We start from the raw sequence: 17,198 nt of genomic DNA, 5'->3' as shown, positions 1-17,198 counted from the left end.
CTGTCGAATGTTCAGCTTCTTCTCATTCAACGGCGAGCGCGACAACCGGAGAGACACGCGTCGCCCGTCTGGTCGGTGCTACGGATGCCAACACCGCAAGCACCGCTGCGCCCACAACCGCCAGCGCCACGACAGGCCAGGGCACACTCGGGGCCACCAATCCAGGCCCCCCTTGAATGGAGCCCAACAGGGATTGTGCGCCCGCCCAGCCATAGAAGACCCCCAGCACGAGCCCGGCCAGCACCGAGGCCACCGTCATCTGCACGCTCTCCGCCAGAATCATCGCTCGTACCTGACCGCCGCTGAAGCCGAGCGCCCGCAGCAGCCCCAGTTCACGCGAGCGCTGCAGCACACTGAGCGAGAGATTGTTGATCATGCCGACGGCCGCTATCACCGCCGAGAAACCGATGAGCACCGAGAAGACAGAGGTGGTGATATCGAGCACCTGGCCGGTCCCCTGGTACAGCTCGGGGTCATTGGCCGCTCCGGCGAACACGATGGTGCGATAGCTCTGCACAGCAACGGCGAACATGGTGATGAGCGTGACGCCGATGACGAGCCCGATGGTCGTGCGCGAGCTGCGTTCCGGGTAGCGCACGGCATTGGCCGCCGCCAGGCGTGCCGGCGCCGATCTGCCGAGTAGCGAACCGGTGAACCGCAGTACCGGGGGCATCACGAGGTGCGCGCCGAACACCAGGCCGGTGAACGAGACGACACCGCCGACGAGTCCCACTAACACGCCAAGGGGCGAGACGAGCCCGATCATGATGCCCAGTGCCAGAAATCCGAAGCCGATCACCATCAGCACTATCGCGAGAATGTTGCGGCCCGTGCGCCCCACGCTCTGCTCGCGACTGGGCTCTTCGGCGTTACCCGTGGCCTGCATCGGGCTGACCGAGAGCACCCGGCGCGACCCGATCCAGGATGCCAGCCACGTGCTCAGGATCACTATGACCACCGGCAGCACAAGAAGCGGCGAGACAAAGCTGTATGACAGATCGGGCAGCGTTCCGGAAGAGACCAGGATCGCTACCCCGATCATCGTGGCGATGACGCCGACGGCCGCCCCGGTCAGCGAACCGAGAACACCGACGAGAAAGCCCTCGCCCGCGACAGCGCGACGCTGAGCAGCCGCACTCGACCCGATCAGCCGCAGCAGTGCAATGGTGCGTGTGCGGCCGGCAATGATCGTGGCAAAGGTGTTGGTCGTCACGATGGCACCGACGTAGACGGCTATCACGATGAAGACCATGGCGACGATCGTGAGCATGAGCTGCACGGAGCCGTGTTCTCCGACGGAATCCTGCGCAATATAGGTTGACAGCACCCCCGTGGCCAGCAGCAGCGTCACGCCGAACGCCGAGCTGAGGGCGGAGACGAGAATGCTGGCCCGGTGTTCCCGGGCGCCCGAAGCCAGTGAGGCGAATCCGCGGCTCATGAGCGGCGCTCCATCGCCAGCATGTATCCGGAGATGTCCTCGGCGCTGGAGCGCGCACGCTCATTGACCACCCGGCCGTCGGCCAGGAACAGAATGCGATCGGCATGGCTGGCCGCAATCGGGTCGTGCGTGACCATCGCGATGCTTTGGCCATAGCTCGTGCTCGCGGCGGCGAGCAACGCGAGCACCTCATGGCCCGTGCGCGAGTCGAGGTTGCCGGTGGGCTCGTCGGCGAAGATGAGGTCGGGCTTGGTGGCGAGAGCCCTCGCGATGGCCACGCGCTGCTGCTGCCCGCCGGAGAGTTCGTGCGGGCGATGCCGCAGCCGGTCCGACAGGCCGAGGGTGCCCGTCAGGTGGTCGACCCACTCGCGTTCGGCGGCTGAAGGCCTGCGCCCGTCCAATTCGAACGGAAGCATGATGTTTCCCTCGATATCCAGCGTCGGTACGAGGTTGAACGACTGGAACACGAAGCCGACTCGACGCCGACGCAGCACCGTGAGCTGACGGTCTCCCATGCCGGTGATGTCGGTGTCGCCGAGCCACACCCGCCCGCTGCTGACCGTATCGAGCCCGGCCATGATGTGCATGAGAGTCGACTTGCCGGAGCCGCTCGGACCCATGATTGCCGTGAATTCACCGCTGCGGATGCCGATTGAGACGTCGTCGAGGGCCGTCACGGCGTTCGCGCCGACCCCATAGGATTTGGTGGCATTTGCAACGCGTGCAACAAGGCCGATGTCTACTGTGCTGATTTCCATGCTCCCACGCTAGAAATCAGACGGTGGGAGGCGAATCGGGCTGGGTGATGATCCTTGTCACTCCTGCGAATGACTGCATTGGAATGGCGATCAGCCCGTGAGACCATGCCCGAAGGCGTAGACGACAAGCTGCACGCGATCACGCAGCGACAGTTTGCTGAGAATGCGGCTGATGTGCGTCTTGACCGTCGCCTCGCTGAGGTACTCCGCGCCCGCGATTTCCGCGTTGCTCAGGCCACGCGCGGCAAGCGAGAATATCTCCCGCTCGCGCGCCGTCAGCGCGCCGTATTCGGCGGGTACCGCTGGCGTGGCGGCCGCCGGTGTTCTCGAAAAGTGTTCGAACAACTCCCGTGTCGCACCGGGGGCAATCACCGCGTTGCCCGCGTGCACGGTGCGGATGGCTGCGAGTAGAAACTCGGGTTCGGCATCCTTCAGCACGAAGCCGCTCGCACCACCGCGAATGGCACGCGCCGCAGACTCGTCCAGATCGAAGGTGGTGAGCACGATGATGCGTGGCGCGTCGACCCCCCGGCGCGTGGCCGAGGCGATGATCGACTCGGTTGCAGCGATTCCGTCCATGACGGGCATTCGGATGTCCATCAGCACGACATCCGGCGCGACCCGTTCCACAAGCTGCCCGCCCTCGACGCCGTTTCCCGCTTCGCCGACGAATTCGAGGTCGGGCTGGGAGCTCACCAGCATGCGGATTCCGGCGCGAAACAGCGCCTGGTCGTCGACGAGGGCAACCGTGATTGCCGCCGCGCTCACGCGAGCGTCCCGGGGTGCGGGCCGACGGCCGAGGGCAAATACGCGCTCACCGTGAAGAGGCCGTTGCCCGGCTCGGCGCTCAGCCAGCCGCCGGCGAGGGTGGCTCTCTCGCGCATGCCCGGTACGCCGTGCCCGCCGCGCGCGCCGCTCGGCAGTGCCGGCACCAGCGGCATTCTGTTGATCACCGTGAGCTTCACGCCGTCCTGCCTCCAGTCGATCACCAGCTGTGCCTCCTCATTCGTGTCTCCGTGTCGAAGGGCATTCGTGAGCGCCTCCTGCACGATGCGATAGATCGCCATCTGCAGTCCGCCGCCCAACGGCGTCGGCACCCCCTCCTGCGTGAACGCTACCGGCAAACCGGCATGGTTCAGCTGTTCGAGGAGCCGTTGAAGATCGTCGATTCCGGGCTGAGGGCCCGATCCCTGGCTGTGCCGCAGTTCCCCGAGCAGCAGCCGCACATCGCCGAGCGCCTCGCGCGCTGTCGTCGAGATGGTCTTCAGGGCCTCATCCACCGATTCCGGGTCGGCGTGCCTCGCGTATCGGGCGCCATCGGCCTGGGCTATCACCACCGCGAGTGAGTGCGCGACAACGTCATGCATGTCACGCGCGATGCGGTTGCGCTCCTGCTCGACAACCACGCTCTGCTGAGCCCTCTGCCGCTGCTCCTCCGCCGCAATCTGCGCGCGCCTGCTCACGCGCGCATTTCGCCAGGTGCGGGCGAGTAGCCCCAGCACCCACGAGAGGCCCAGTACCGTGGCGCTGACGACGGCAAGGAAGACGAATTGCAGCGCCAACTCGCCGAGCCGACTTGAGACTGCCGAGAACATCGTCTGTGAGAGCGCACTCGTGAGCGTGAGATACAACGCGGCGACTATCGCACCGACGCCGGCCGAGATCAGGCCCGCCCAACGCGTGATTCGATCCCCGTATGCCGAGGTGGCATATAACACGGCAAGAATCGCGACATCGCCCGGCGTAATGCCGCCCCCGCCGAGCATCTGTCCTATCGCCGAGAACCAGGCGACGCCCAGCGCGACGGGTGGGGACAGCCTGCGCAGGGCGAGGGCAATGCTCAAGCCGAGCAGAACGAGCAGAGCGTGAGCGCTCTGACCGAAGACTCCCACTGCGGCCAACAGGAAGAACGCCGCGGCTATCACCACGTCGAGCACCAGTTGCGTGCGGCTCAGCCGACGTACGAGCACCGGCTCGTCGCTTCCCGGGGCGGCCTGTGGGGTGACGGCGCCCCCGGACTGGGCCAGCCACACCAGCACGGATGAGCCCGCCGAGCGCTGGGTGAGGCGCTGACGACCGACGACGAAGCCGAGCAGCCACGCCATCACCTGGCCGATGGAGAGCATGAGCACGACAAGCACGGTACGTACGAGCGCGCCCGCCCCACCGGGAGCGGCGGGAACAATGCTCGATTCGGCCGCGAAAAGCAGGAGGTACGCGCCGATGGGGCCTACAAGCAGTGCGCCCGCGAGAGCCAGCCATCGCGTGACGGGGCGCCCGTGCGAGACGATGCCGGTCACCGCGAGCAGCAGAGCGAGGTACCCGCACCACTGACCACTGGTGGGAAGAGCGACGACATCGATCAGGTCGAGCAGCACCCCGAGAGCCGCAATGCCCAGCGCCGTCGATGGAGCGATGCGCGAGAGTGCGATGGCACCGCAGAGAAACACCATCGTGATGGTGCCTCGAACGTCCTGACCGAGCTGGGCCAGCAGCCACAGCGTGAGAAAGAGCACTCCGATGACCGGCTCCAGCAGCCAGCGAAAGGGTATGAGTCTCTCCAACACCCCTCAACCGTATGTGGTGAGGGCGCAGAGGGACGCCGCAGGCATCCGAAATCATTCTTCGGATGTAGCCTTCGACACGCGCAGGGACCGACCAGCCGCTCACGCAGCGACTAGAACCCCAAGCGCCCCAGCTGCTTCGGATCGCGCTGCCAGTCCTTGGCAACCTTGACCCTGATCGAGAGGAAGACCTGCTTGCCGACAAGCTGCTCGATCGGAGGACGGGCACGCACGCCGATGTCGCGCAGGCGACCGCCCGATTTTCCTATCACTATCGCCTTCTGGCTGTCACGCTCCACGAACAAGTTCGCGTACACCTCGACGAGTTCCTTGTCGTCGCGCTCCACGATGTCGTCGATGGTAACCGCCAGCGAGTGCGGCAGTTCGTCCTGCACCCCTTCGAGTACGGCCTCGCGCACGTATTCGGCAATGCGCGACTCGAGCGACTCGTCCGTTATCGCATCGGCCGGGTACAGCGCGTGCTCCGAGGTCGGCAGCAGCTTGATCAGCTCGGAGGTGAGCGTGTCGAGCTGGATGTGACTGGTCGCCGAGATCGGAACTATCGCCTCCCATTCGCGCAGCTGCGAGATCGCCAGCAGCTGCCCCGCCGTCGCCGGTCGGCTGGCCGCGTCGATCTTGGTGACGATGGCCACCTTCTTGGCCCGCGGAAAGGCATCCAACTGTTCGTTGATGAAGCGGTCGCCCGGACCGATCTTCTCATTGGCCGGAACGCACAGTCCGATGACGTCGACATCGGCGAGCGTCGACTGCACGAGCGAATTCAACCGTTCGCCGAGCAGGGTGCGGGGACGATGGATGCCCGGGGTGTCGACCACAATCAATTGGCCGCCCGTGCGATGCACGATTCCGCGGATCGCGCGCCTGGTGGTCTGCGGCTTGGAACTCGTGATGGCCACCTTCTCGCCCACCAGGGCATTCGTGAGTGTGGACTTGCCGACATTCGGTCGGCCGACGAACGATACGAACCCCGCACGGTAACTGCTCATTGTTCTTGTTCTCCCACGTTGCTCGTCTCTCGTTGCACTATCACCGTGCTGAGCCGCTTGCGCCGCCCCTCGGTGCGCTCGGCCGTCAGAATCAATCCATCGGTACTGACCACCGAGCCGGGAATCGGCAGGCGCCCGAGAACCTTGGCGAACAGGCCACCGACCGAATCCACGTCGTCATCGTCGAGCTCCAGGCCGAACAATTCGCCGAGTTCGTCTACAGCCAGTCTCGCACTGACTCGATAGCGCCCATCACCAAGCTGCTGAACGAGCTCGACGTCGCGGTCGTATTCATCGGAAATATCGCCGACCAGTTCCTCAATGAGGTCTTCCAGCGTGACCAATCCGGCGATGCCGCCGTACTCGTCGACGACCATCGCGAGATGGTTGGATTCGAGCTGCATCTGCCGCAGCAGAGCATCCGCCTTCTTCGATTCGGGAACGAACAGCGCCGTCCTCGCCAGCGATCCTGCCGTCACCTCGGCGGAGTCGCTCGACCGCTCGAAGCTGCGGCGAGCCACGTCGCGCAGATACACGATACCCGTCACGTCGTCCGGGTCGCCGTTCACGACGGGAATGCGCGAGATCCCCCTGCTCAGCAACAGCCCCATGACGGTTTCGAGCGAGGCGGATGCGTCGATGGTCACCATGTCGGTTCGGGGAATCATGACCTCACGCACGACGGTCTCGTTGAACTCGAAGATCGAATGGATGAGTTCGCGATCGTCCTCCTCGAGCACATCGAGCGCCGTCGCCTCGTCGACGATGCTGAGCAATTGTTCCTCGGATGCGACCACCGACGACCGCGCCCGCGACGGCGTCACCCTGTTGCCCAGACTCACGAGGGCATCGGCGAGCGGCCCGAGCAAAACGCGCAGCGCGTGCACAAGGGGCGCTGTCAGCCGCAAGACCGCCCGCGAGTGCATGCGACCGACGCTGCGCGGGCTCGCACCGACCAGAACAAAAGAGGCGCCCGTCATGATCAGCGCGGAGAGGATGAGCGTGAGCCACCACTGCTCCAGCAGCGTGGAGAAGGCCAGGGTCACCAGCACGGCTGCCGTCGATTCCGCGGTGATGCGCATGAAGCTGATGGCGTTGAGGTGCGCGCCTGGATCTGCGGAGATGGCCGTGAGCGACCGCGCGGAGCGGGAGCCTTCGGCCAGCTCGGCGATGTCGACGCGGGACTGCACCGAGATCGCCGCATCGACCGCGGCCATCAGTCCGCCGAAGGCGACCAGCAGGAGGGCGACGATGAACACCACTGCAACGAGCATGGCTCTTGCTAACGTCGTCGTTCGTTCATGGCGAAGCCGACGAGGATGTCGCGCTGAATGCCGAACATTTCCTTCTCCTCCTCGGGCTCGGCATGATCGAAGCCGAGAAGGTGCAGCAGACCATGAGTCGTGAGCAGCAGTAACTCGTCCATCGTGCCGTGGCCGGCCGTTTCGGCCTGCGCCTGCGCCACCTGGGGGCACAGCACAATGTCGCCGAGGAGTCCTGCCGGTGTCGGCTGCTCCTCGGTGCCCGGCCGCAGTTCGTCCATGGGAAAGCTGAGCACATCGGTCGGGCCGGGCTCATCCATCCATTGCACGTGCAACTGCTCCATGGCCGCCTCGTCGACCAGCACTATCGCGAGTTCGGCATCCGGATGCACGTGCATCACGTCGAGTGCGAACACGGCAAGACGCTGCAGCGCCGCCTCATCAACGGCGATCGCCGATTCGTTGTTGACTTCGATCGACATTCTTCAGCGCCCTCGTTTCGGCAGCCGGTCGCGCGGAGTTCCCGCACGCCGTTCGGTTCGGTTGGCGAATTCACGCGCCTGTTCCCGCTCATAGTGCTGGGCCTGACGCTGCGCGTCGTACTCGGTGTACGCATCCACGATGCGAGCGACCAGGTTGTGCCGCACCACATCGTCGCTCGTGAGCCGGGCGAAGTGGATGTCGTCGACGTTATCGAGCACGCGCGTCACCAGCCGCAGCCCGCTGGCCGCTGTCGGCAGGTCCACCTGCGTGATGTCGCCGGTGACCACCATGCGCGAGCCGAACCCGAGCCGGGTCAGGAACATCTTCATCTGCTCCGGCGTGGTGTTCTGCGCCTCGTCGAGCACGATGAAGGAGTTGTTGAGCGTACGTCCACGCATGTACGCCAGCGGCGCTACCTCAACGGTGCCTGCCGCCAGCAGCTTGGGCACGATCTCGGGGTCCATCATCTCGTTGAGAGCATCGTAGAGCGGGCGCAGATAGGGGTCGATCTTGTCGGTGAGAGTGCCGGGCAGAAAGCCGAGACGTTCGCCGGCCTCCACCGCGGGCCGGGTGAGAATGATGCGTTCGACCTCTTTGCGCTGCAGCGCCTGCACGGCCTTGGCCATGGCGAGATAGGTCTTGCCGGTTCCGGCCGGGCCGATACCGAAGACGATGGTGTTGTTGTCTATCGCGTCTACGTATTGCTTCTGCCCGGGCGTCTTGGGGCGGATGCTCTTGCCCCGCGAACTCAGGATCGCTTGCCCGAACACGTCGGCGGGGCTCTGCCCGTCGCCCGTGCCGAGGATGCGCGCCGACGACGCCACGTCATCGGGGGCGATCTCCTGCCCGCCGCGCACGAGGGTGAGCAGCTCGCCAATGAGCCGGGAGGCGGCATCCACCTGTGTCGCATCACCGCTGAGTGTGATCTCGTTGCCGCGCACCAGCACGGAGACAAGAGGGTACTGCTTCTCGATGGTCGTCAGCAGTCGATCCTGCGGTCCGAGCAGGCGCACCATCTCGACGCCGTCGACGTGCAGTCGGGCTTCGCTCGGCGGTACCTCAGAGCTTGCCAAGGGTTCCCTCGCTCAGAGCGCCGTCGGTGCCGCCACCGAGCAAATGGGCGTGCACGTGGAAGACGGTCTGCCCGCTCGAGGCGCCCGTGTTGAAAATCAGCCGGTACTCGCCGTTCGTCTGCTCGTCGGCGAGCCGCTGCGCCACGGAGACGATCTCGGCGAGAAGCTCTGGATCGCCCGCGGCGAGCTCGGTGACGTTGCGGTACTTCTCGGTCTTGGGCACGACGAGCAGATGCACAGGCGCCTGCGGATTGATGTCGCGGAACGCTATGACGCGCTCACCGTCGAACACGACATCGGCGGGAATCTCCCCCGCGATGATCCGCGTGAATATCGAACGCTCGTCCTCGGCCATACGACTATCTTAACGTGGCGTCACCAGCGCCCAAGCGCCGCGTTGAGCACGGCGAGAGCGGCCGGCCCCGCCGTGGAGGTGCGCAGAACGCCGGAACCGAGACACATCGCCTCCGCACCGGACGCGGCGAAGGCCTCGAGCTCACTCGGTGAGATGCCACCCTCTGGCCCGACCACGAGAACGATCTGCCGGCCATCCGGCACTATCGCGCTCAGTGACGTCGATGCGGTCGGCTCCAGCACGACAACACGCTGTGCGGATGCCCGCCCGGCCAGCTGCGCCGTGCTCTCAAGAGCATGCACCTCGGGCAGCCACGCCCGGATCGACTGTTTTGTCGCCTCGCGCACGATACTGGTCCATCTCTCGCGCCCGCGGTCGAGCTTGGCGCCCTCCCAGCGGGAGACCGAGCGTGCCGCCGCCCAGGGAATCACTCCATCGACGCCGAGCTCGGTTGCCGCCTGAACCGCCATCTCGTCGCGGCCCCCCTTGGCGAGCGCCTGCGCAAGATGGATGCCGATCTCGGCCTTCTGAATGTGCCGCACCTCCGCGACCTGCAGCACCAGTTCCGCCGGCGACGCACTCACAACAGACCCGCTCACCACGAGTCCACGCCCGTTGCCGATGGAGACCGCCTCGCCGAGACGGGTGCGGTTCACGGTGACGGCGTGCTTGGCCTCTGCGCCGAGCAGCGAGACGCGGGAACCGACATCCGCCGATTCGAGGTCGTCACGCAGAAAGAGGGAACTCATATCCGCTACAGGCAGCCTGCTAGACGCGCAGGAAGCGGTCCCGCAACTTGGCGAACAGCCCCTGCTGGAACTGCGCCAGCGCCGGCGCCTGCTGCTTGCGGCCGTCAGCGAACTGCTTGAGCAGCTCGCGCTCACGGTGGTCCAGCTTGGAGGGCGTGATCACCTGGATACCGATCTTGAGGTCTCCCCGTCCGCTGCCACGCAGGTGCGTGACGCCACGGTCCTTGATGGTGAGCACCTCGGCGCTCTGGGTGCCCGGCTTCACCTCCACCTCGATATCCCCGTCGAGGGCTTTCACCGTGGCGCTCGTGCCGAGGATCGCATCCGTCATCTCGACCTCGAGCGTGGCGAGCAGATCGTCGCCGTCGCGGCTGAAGATGTCGTGGTGGCGAACCTTCATCTCCAGGTAGAGATCTCCGTTCGGGCCGCCCGCGGGGCCGGCCTCACCACTGCCGGGCATCTGCAGTCGCAGCCCGGTTTCGACACCGGCAGGGATGTCGATGGGAACCGTTCGACGGGCGCGCACCCGTCCCTGGCCCTGGCAGGTGGCACAGGGCGTGGCGATGACGGTGCCGTAACCACGGCAGGTGCCGCACGGGCTCGAGGTCATCACATTGCCGAGCAGTGAGCGCACGGCCCGCTGGATCGACCCGGTGCCGTGGCAGATGTCACAGGTGACAGGGGCTGTGCCCGGCTGGCAGCAACTGCCGTTACACGTTTCGCAGGTCACCGCTGTGTCGACCTCGAGGTCGCGGTGCGTGCCGAAGATGACTTCGTCGAGATCGATCTCCACGCGCAGCAGGGCGTCCTGGCCGCGTTCCTTGCGGGACTTCGGACCGCGGCTGCCGCCGCCTCCGCCGAAGAAGGTCTCGAAGATGTCGCCGAAGCCGCCGAAGCCCTGTTGGCCGCCGAAGCCCTGCTGCCCGCCGCCCAGGTCATAGTTCTGCCGCTGCTGCGGGTCGCTGAGCACATCGTAGGCGTGCGTGACGAGTTTGAACCGCTCCGAGGCATCCGCACTCGGATTCACATCAGGGTGCAGCTCACGCGCTAAACGGCGATAGGCCTTCTTGATCGCTTCGGGCGAGGCGTCGCGCTCGACGCCCAGAACTTCATAGTGGTCGGCCACAGATGGCATTTCCTTCTCGTGTTGCGTGATTTAGTTCTCGCCGAACAGGCGTGACAGGTAACGGGCGACGGCACGCACGGCCGCCATGTTGTTGGAATAGTCCATGCGCAGTGGGCCGAGCACCCCGAGCCGGGCCACAATGCCGCTCGAGGAAGAATAGCCGCTGGTGAGTACGGATGTCTCGGCGAGCCCGAATGGCGCGTTCTCACGGCCGATGCTCACCGAGACGCCATGCTGGTCGGCGGCCATCTCGCCGAAGAGCCGCAACAGGATCACCTGCTCTTCGATGGCCTCGAGCACGGGAAAGATACTGCCGGTGAAATCGTGCTCGGTACGCACCAGGTTGGCCGCACCCGCCATCAACAGCTTCTCCTGGCGGTTCGCCTCGATCTGGTCGACGAGCGTCTCGACGATCACCGCGACCGCCTCGCGGTGGCCCGGGGCAAAATCGGTGTGCACCTCGTGCAGGGCGGCCGCCGCATCCGCCAGCGGCAACCCGACCGTCAGCGAGTTGAAAGAGGCGCGCAGTCGCGCGAGAAGAGCGTCGTCGACATCCACGGGCGTCTCGATCACACGCTGCTCAACCGCACCGGTCTCGGCGATGAGCACCGAGAGCAGGCGTCGGGGCGCGAGCGTGACGAATTCGATGTGCCGCACCCGCGAACGCGACACCGAGGGATATTGCACGAGCGCAACCTGGTGCGTGAGCTGAGAGAGCAGCCGCACCGTACGCGCGAGCACATCATCCACATCGACGGATTCGCCGAGAAAGGCCTCGATGGCCTGCTTCTGCACCGAGGAGAGCGGCTTGACGTCGGCCAGGCGGTCAACGAACAGCCGATAGCCCTTGTCTGTCGGAACCCGACCCGACGAGGTGTGCGGTGCCGCGATCAGTTCCTCTTCTTCGAGCGCAGCCATGTCGTTGCGGATGGTCGCGGCGGAGACTCCGAACGGATGCCGCTCGGCGATGGTCTTGGAGCCGACGGGCTCCCGTGAGGCCACATAGTCCTGAACGATGACCCGCAGAACCTCGAGGCTACGATCCGAAACCATTCGCCCCTCCGATCCCGCGTTGCTTAGCACTCGGTCAGTCTGAGTGCTAATCATATCGCGTCCGACCAAAAACAGCGTTGCACGGCTGCTTCACAGGCAGTACCTTGTTGGATACCGCACGAGCGGTGCGATCTCGCACACCATCCGTCTGAAAGGCATGATGATGACCGATCCAAACGCCCAGCCCCCGTACGAGCAGCCCGCTGGGCAGCCCCAGCAGCCGATCGCTCCCGCCGCACCATTCACCGCAGCCGAAGACAAGCAGTGGGCCATGTGGTCGCACTTCGGCGGCGTGCTCAGCTGGATTCCGCCCCTGATCATCTGGCTCATCGGCAAGGATCGCGGCCGTCTGACCGACCAGGAAGGCAAGGAGTCCCTCAACTTTCAGATCACCATGGTGATCGCGTGGGTCGCCCTGCTCATCGTGAATTCGATACTGCTGTTCGTGCCGCTCATCGGCGGGCTCATCGGCACCCTGCTCTATCTGGCACTGCTCGTGGTACAGATCCTGTTCCCGATTCTCGGCGGCGTGAAGGTGAACGGCGGCGGCACATACCGCTACCCGGTCAACTTCCGTTTCATCAAGTAGCCTCGAGAGATGTCAAACGCCACTCCACCGCCGCCTCCCGCGAACCAGTACCAGCAGAACGCGCCTCTGAACCCGGCCGACGAGAAGCTCTGGGCGACGCTCATCCACCTCGGGGGCATCATCTTCGGCTTCCTGCCTGCGCTCATCGGGTATCTGGTGCTCAAGGATCGCGGACCGTTCGTGCGCCAGCACACGGCGACGGCACTGAACTTTCAGCTCACAATGTTGATTGCGTCGATCATCGGCGTCATATTGATCTTCGTCATCATCGGAATCTTCGTCGTGATAGCGGTCGGTATCGTCGTCATCGTCTTCAGCATCATCGCCGCCGTTGCCGCGAACAAGGGTGAGGCATACACCTACCCGATGTCCATCAAGTTCGTGAGCTGAGCCCGCACTAGGTCAGCCGACGCACCACCACATCGGCCAAAAGCCGCCCTCGCAGGCTCAGCACTATCGAGCCGGCCAGGGCGGCTTTTGCGTCGATGAGTTCTTCGGCGATCAGAGAAGCGACCTCACGGCGGGCGGATGCGTTCAGCCGGGCGATCTCAAAACCGTCACGAATGCGCGTCTGCAGCAGAATCGCCTCCACCTGACGCGTCTCATCATCGAGGGTCTCGCGCCCCGCGGCCGACGACTCGCCTCCGGCGATCCGCGCAGCGTATGCGGCCGGGTGTTTGACGTTCCACCAGCGCACGCCGCCGACATGGCTGTGTGAGCCGGGACCGATGCCCCACCAATCGTGCCCCTGCCAGTACGCCAGATTGTGCCTGGAGCGGTGGTCAGTGCCGGTGGACCAGTTGCTCACCTCGTACCATTCGAATCCGGCCTCGGCCAGCATCCGGTCTGCCAGCTCATACTGCTCTGCCGCGAGATCATCGTCGGGCCGCGCCACCTCGCCCCGGCGAATCTGCCTCGCCAGCTTCGTGCCGTCTTCGACGATGAGGCTGTATGCACTCAGGTGGTCGGGCTGCTGCGCAATGGCGTGCTCGAGCGAGATGCGCCAATCGTCGAGACTCTCCCCCGGTGTGCCGTAGATGAGGTCCAGGCTCACGTCCAGGCCGACGTCCCTGGCCCACTGCACGACGAGCGGAACGCGCTCGGGATCGTGGGTGCGCTCGAGTGTGGCGAGTACGTGCGGCACCGCCGACTGCATGCCGAACGAGACCCGGGTGAAGCCCGCATCCTTCAGCGCCCTCAGGTACGCCGCATCCACCGAATCGGGGTTCGCCTCTGTGGTCACCTCGGCGCCCTCGACGAGCCCCCAGGTGTCGCGAACAGTGCCGAGCATCCGCGCCAGATCGGCGGCGGGCAGCAACGTGGGGGTTCCGCCGCCGAAGAACACGGTCGATGCCGGGCGCTCGGGCACCCCGGACGCTGTGAGCACGCGCGCCGCAAAGCGCACCTCTTCGGAGGCCTCGTCGGCGTAGTCGCTCTGCTTCGCGCCACGCAGCTCGGTGGCCGTATAGGTGTTGAAATCGCAGTAACCGCAGCGCACGCGGCAGAACGGTACGTGCAGGTACACCCCGAAGTTGCGGGCGTCTGCACCGACGGCCGCCAAGGCCGGAAGCAGCCCGTCTGAGGGTGCCGGGTCGCCGAGAGGAAGTGCGGAGGGCATCCGTCTATTCTCGTCCGCTTTGCGCGTCGCCGATGACGCCGGCCAACGCGCGGAAGTATCGTGACCGTGCGAGCCCCTGGGCGAGGCGAAGCAACGGATAGAGCAGTCGCCACGCTCCGTCTCCGGCACGGGACACCGAGCGTATCCTCAGCCACACCGTGTCATCGGCACCTCGTTCGACGATGAACGCCTCTTCTCCGCTGACCGGATGTCCCGCGAGCGTTGCATAGGCGAAGCCCGCTCTGCTCTCGTCGTCAACGGCCCAGACCACGCGCACGGGTTCACGAACACGTACCGGTCCGATCGCAACAGCGATCCAGGCATTGTCTCTCGCGACGACCCGCCGATCATCGCCGTTCTCACGTCCGGGCCGTTCGACCGTGAAACCGCTGCGGCGCTTGATTCCCCAGCTCAGCGCCTCCCTGCGCGCAAAATTCCAGCGATCATTCCCCGTGCCGATGAGCACCCGACGCTCGAATACACGAAATCCGGCCCGCAGGGACTCGGCAAGGCGGTCGGGGCGGCTCACGCCCTCGACACCCCGACTGAACGAGCGCGCCTCCAGCGGCAACTCGTCGCGTGTCACCCCTACGCCACTCGCGTCGGCAGCAGCGACCGCAGATAGCGCTTCGTGAATCGGCGTTGCTGCAGGCGCAGGAGAGGGGCGACAAGGCGGTAATACCAGGTCGCCGGCCGGGAGAGGGCGCGTACGACAAGCCATACCGAGTCGTCGTCGCGGTGTTCCACGACGAACGACTCCTCGCCGCTTTCCGGATGCCCGTGCAGCGTTCCATAGGCGAAGCCCACCCGCCGAGCCTCGTCGATCACGTACACCACGCGAAGCGGCGCCGAGAAGGTCAGGGGCCAGACGGGAATCTTCAGCACCGCCGTCATGCCATTGGTGATGTACGGCGTGCCGTCCTCACCGAACCGTGCCTCGTGATCGCCGCCGCCCTGCACCGCGGCGGGGCTGCCGTCTGCGTTGAAGCGCACCCCCGTGTACTGCTCGCCGGTACCCTCGTGCGTCTCGACGACACGCATGCCGCTGCCACGCTGGATTCCCCAGGTCATCGCCAGTCGGGATGCCGTCTCGAAACGTTCAGTGCCGCTACCCAACCGCACGGATCTCTCCAGCGGGCGGTACCCCTTCGGCGGGTAATAGAGCAGATCGGGCGCCTGCGTTCCGCCCACGGCACCATAGGTGACCGGTTCGTCCGTAAAGGTTGAGCGACGCATCAGCGCTACTTCTTGTCTTTCTTCTCCACGTCACCGGAGAGCGCGGCGATGAAGGCCTCCTGCGGCACCTCGACGCGGCCGACCATCTTCATGCGCTTCTTGCCCTCCTTCTGCTTCTCGAGCAGCTTGCGCTTGCGGGTGATGTCACCGCCGTAGCACTTGGCCAGCACATCCTTGCGCATGGCCCGGATGCTCTCGCGTGCGATGATGCGTGCACCAATCGCCGCCTGGATGGGCACCTCGAACTGCTGGCGCGGGATCAACTCACGCAACCGGCCGGTCATGAGCACACCGTACGCGTACGCCTTCTCACGATGCACGATGGCGCTGAACGCGTCGACCTGCTCTCCCTGCAGCAGAATGTCGACCTTCACCAGGTCGGCCTCCTGCTCTCCCGCCGGCTCGTAGTCGAGCGAGGCGTATCCGGCCGTCTTGCTCTTGAGCTGGTCGAAGAAGTCGAAGACGATCTCGCCGAGCGGCATCGTGTACTTGATCTCGACCCGGTCCTCACCGAGGTAGTCCATGCCGAGCAGCGTGCCGCGGCGCCCCTGACAGAGCTCCATGATCACGCCGACGTAGTCCTTGGGCGCCAGGATCGCGGCCTTCACTATCGGCTCTGTCACGCTGGAGATCTTGCCGCCGGGAAACTCGCTCGGGTTCGTGACGGTGACCGTCTTCTTGTCCTCCGTGGTGACCTGGTAGATCACGCTCGGAGCCGTCGTGATGAGGTCGAGGCCGAATTCGCGATCGAGCCGCTCGGTCACGATCTCCAGGTGCAGCAGACCGAGGAAGCCGCAACGGAAACCGAAACCGAGAGCGACGGATGTCTCCGGTTCGTAGACGAGGGCGGCATCCGACAGCTTGAGCTTGTCGAGCGCCTCCCGCAGTTCGGGATAGTCGCTGCCGTCAATCGGGTAGAGACCGGAGAACACCATCGGCAACGGCTCGGTGTAGCCGGGCAGCGCCTTCGTGGCCGGCTTCGACGCGGTAGTGACCGTATCGCCGACCTTGGACTGGCGCACGTCTTTCACGCCCGTGATCAGGTAGCCGACCTCGCCGACCGCGAGACCCTTGCTGGGCGTCGGCTCCGGCGAACTCACACCGATCTCGAGAATCTCGTGTGTTGCCCTCGTCGACATCATCTGGATGCGTTCCCGCGGCGCCAGCGTTCCGTCGATCATGCGCACATAGGTGACGACGCCCCGGTATGAGTCGTAGACGGAGTCGAAGATCATGGCACGAGCGGGGGCATCCGCATCGCCGCTCGGGGCGGGAACGAGTTCGGTGAGACGGTCGAGCAGATCCTCGACGCCGGCGCCGGTCTTGCCCGAGACGCGCAGCACGTCGTCGGGCGAACCACCGATGAGGCTGGCCAGTTCCTTGGCGTACTTCTCGGGGTCGGCGGCGGGCAGGTCGATCTTGTTGAGCACGGGGATGATCGTCAGGTCGTTCTCGAGAGCCAGGTAGAGATTGGCGAGGGTCTGCGCCTCGATGCCCTGAGCGGCGTCCACGAGCAGAATGGCGCCCTCGCAGGCGGCAAGCGAGCGGCTCACCTCGTAGGTGAAGTCGACGTGCCCGGGTGTGTCGATCATGTTGAGGGCGTAGGTGTTGGCACCGAGCTGCCACGGCATCCGCACCGCCTGGCTCTTGATGGTGATGCCGCGCTCGCGTTCGATGTCCATGCGGTCCAGGTATTGGGCGCGCATGTCGCGGTCGCTGACCACGCCGGTGATCTGCAACATGCGGTCGGCCAGCGTGGACTTGCCGTGGTCGATGTGCGCGATGATGCAGAAGTTGCGGATGAGGGCCGGAGGAGTCGCGGCGGGCTCAAGGGCCTTCAGAGCTCGTGGTGACATGGTTCAGCCATTCTCCCATGCTCGACCGCCC

Annotated in this window: 18 protein-coding genes; 2 read left to right on the top strand and 16 right to left on the bottom strand. The window is 65.4% G+C overall.

The features are described 5' to 3' along the window. Window positions 1-22: 22 nt before the first annotated feature. The 12 genes from ASC63_RS12025 to hrcA form a co-directional block, all read right to left on the bottom strand. Window positions 23-1,438, bottom strand: coding sequence for an ABC transporter permease (locus ASC63_RS12025; RefSeq protein WP_055813592.1), 1,416 nt, complete (start codon window positions 1,436-1,438; stop codon window positions 23-25). Continuing rightward, window positions 1,435-2,196 (bottom strand): ABC transporter ATP-binding protein, encoded by a 762-nt coding sequence (locus ASC63_RS12020; RefSeq protein WP_055813588.1) that lies wholly within the window; start codon window positions 2,194-2,196, stop codon window positions 1,435-1,437. The genes ASC63_RS12025 and ASC63_RS12020 overlap by 4 nt, the downstream gene beginning before the upstream one ends. A 90-nt stretch (window positions 2,197-2,286) precedes the next feature. Beyond that, on the bottom strand, window positions 2,287-2,964 hold the full coding sequence (locus ASC63_RS12015) for a response regulator (RefSeq protein ID WP_055813585.1): 678 nt from the start codon (window positions 2,962-2,964) through the stop codon (window positions 2,287-2,289). After that, window positions 2,961-4,763, bottom strand: a complete 1,803-nt coding sequence (locus ASC63_RS12010) for a sensor histidine kinase (protein ID WP_055813582.1) — start codon at window positions 4,761-4,763, stop codon at window positions 2,961-2,963. The genes ASC63_RS12015 and ASC63_RS12010 overlap by 4 nt, the downstream gene beginning before the upstream one ends. Window positions 4,764-4,873: 110 nt before the next feature. Further along, window positions 4,874-5,767: a GTPase Era gene (gene era / locus ASC63_RS12005; protein ID WP_055813579.1), complete on the bottom strand. Its 894-nt coding sequence runs from the start codon at window positions 5,765-5,767 to the stop codon at window positions 4,874-4,876. Beyond that, window positions 5,764-7,041 (bottom strand): hemolysin family protein, encoded by a 1,278-nt coding sequence (locus ASC63_RS12000; protein WP_055813576.1) that lies wholly within the window; start codon window positions 7,039-7,041, stop codon window positions 5,764-5,766. Before ASC63_RS12000 ends, era begins: the two co-directional genes overlap by 4 nt. A gap of 8 nt (window positions 7,042-7,049) precedes the next feature. Continuing rightward, window positions 7,050-7,511, bottom strand: coding sequence for an rRNA maturation RNase YbeY (ybeY, locus tag ASC63_RS11995; protein WP_055813573.1), 462 nt, complete (start codon window positions 7,509-7,511; stop codon window positions 7,050-7,052). 3 nt (window positions 7,512-7,514) lie between these two features. Continuing rightward, on the bottom strand, window positions 7,515-8,528 hold the full coding sequence (locus tag ASC63_RS11990; RefSeq protein WP_082487569.1) for a PhoH family protein: 1,014 nt from the start codon (window positions 8,526-8,528) through the stop codon (window positions 7,515-7,517). 43 nt (window positions 8,529-8,571) lie between these two features. Continuing rightward, window positions 8,572-8,940, bottom strand: a complete 369-nt coding sequence (locus tag ASC63_RS11985) for a histidine triad nucleotide-binding protein (RefSeq protein WP_055813567.1) — start codon at window positions 8,938-8,940, stop codon at window positions 8,572-8,574. A gap of 20 nt (window positions 8,941-8,960) precedes the next feature. Continuing rightward, window positions 8,961-9,689 (bottom strand): 16S rRNA (uracil(1498)-N(3))-methyltransferase, encoded by a 729-nt coding sequence (locus ASC63_RS11980; protein ID WP_055813564.1) that lies wholly within the window; start codon window positions 9,687-9,689, stop codon window positions 8,961-8,963. A gap of 19 nt (window positions 9,690-9,708) precedes the next feature. Beyond that, window positions 9,709-10,815, bottom strand: coding sequence for a molecular chaperone DnaJ (gene dnaJ, locus ASC63_RS11975; RefSeq protein WP_055815471.1), 1,107 nt, complete (start codon window positions 10,813-10,815; stop codon window positions 9,709-9,711). A gap of 30 nt (window positions 10,816-10,845) precedes the next feature. Then, window positions 10,846-11,868, bottom strand: coding sequence for a heat-inducible transcriptional repressor HrcA (gene hrcA / locus ASC63_RS11970; RefSeq protein ID WP_055813561.1), 1,023 nt, complete (start codon window positions 11,866-11,868; stop codon window positions 10,846-10,848). Between the two features lie 163 nt (window positions 11,869-12,031). Here hrcA and ASC63_RS11965 point away from each other — a divergent pair, with 163 nt between their 5' ends. Both ASC63_RS11965 and ASC63_RS11960 read left to right on the top strand, forming a co-directional pair. Then, window positions 12,032-12,457: a DUF4870 domain-containing protein gene (locus ASC63_RS11965; RefSeq protein ID WP_082487805.1), complete on the top strand. Its 426-nt coding sequence runs from the start codon at window positions 12,032-12,034 to the stop codon at window positions 12,455-12,457. A gap of 9 nt (window positions 12,458-12,466) precedes the next feature. Beyond that, entirely contained in the window at window positions 12,467-12,847 is a 381-nt protein-coding gene (locus ASC63_RS11960; RefSeq protein WP_055813558.1) for a DUF4870 domain-containing protein, read from the top strand. A 7-nt stretch (window positions 12,848-12,854) separates the two neighbouring features. On the opposite strand, the gene hemW is transcribed toward ASC63_RS11960, so the two are convergent. Genes hemW through lepA form a run of 4 tightly spaced genes read right to left on the bottom strand, consistent with a single transcriptional unit; the run spans window position 12,855 to window position 17,167 of the window. After that, window positions 12,855-14,075, bottom strand: a complete 1,221-nt coding sequence (gene hemW, locus ASC63_RS11955) for a radical SAM family heme chaperone HemW (protein ID WP_055813555.1) — start codon at window positions 14,073-14,075, stop codon at window positions 12,855-12,857. 4 nt (window positions 14,076-14,079) lie between these two features. Beyond that, a complete protein-coding gene (locus tag ASC63_RS11950) occupies window positions 14,080-14,661 on the bottom strand; it encodes a DUF1990 family protein (RefSeq protein ID WP_055813552.1) in 582 nt (193 codons plus the stop codon). A 2-nt stretch (window positions 14,662-14,663) separates the two neighbouring features. Beyond that, window positions 14,664-15,311, bottom strand: a complete 648-nt coding sequence (locus ASC63_RS11945) for a DUF1990 family protein (protein WP_055813549.1) — start codon at window positions 15,309-15,311, stop codon at window positions 14,664-14,666. A gap of 5 nt (window positions 15,312-15,316) precedes the next feature. Then, window positions 15,317-17,167 carry a translation elongation factor 4 gene (gene lepA, locus ASC63_RS11940; protein WP_055813545.1) on the bottom strand — a complete coding sequence of 617 codons (1,851 nt, stop codon included), beginning with the start codon at window positions 17,165-17,167 and terminating at the stop codon, window positions 15,317-15,319. Window positions 17,168-17,198 lie beyond the last annotated feature (31 nt).

Origin of the sequence: Leifsonia sp. Root112D2, assembly GCF_001424905.1 — a bacterium.
GTDB lineage: Bacteria > Actinomycetota > Actinomycetes > Actinomycetales > Microbacteriaceae > Root112D2.
This window is presented reverse-complemented; position numbering and strand designations above follow the sequence as displayed.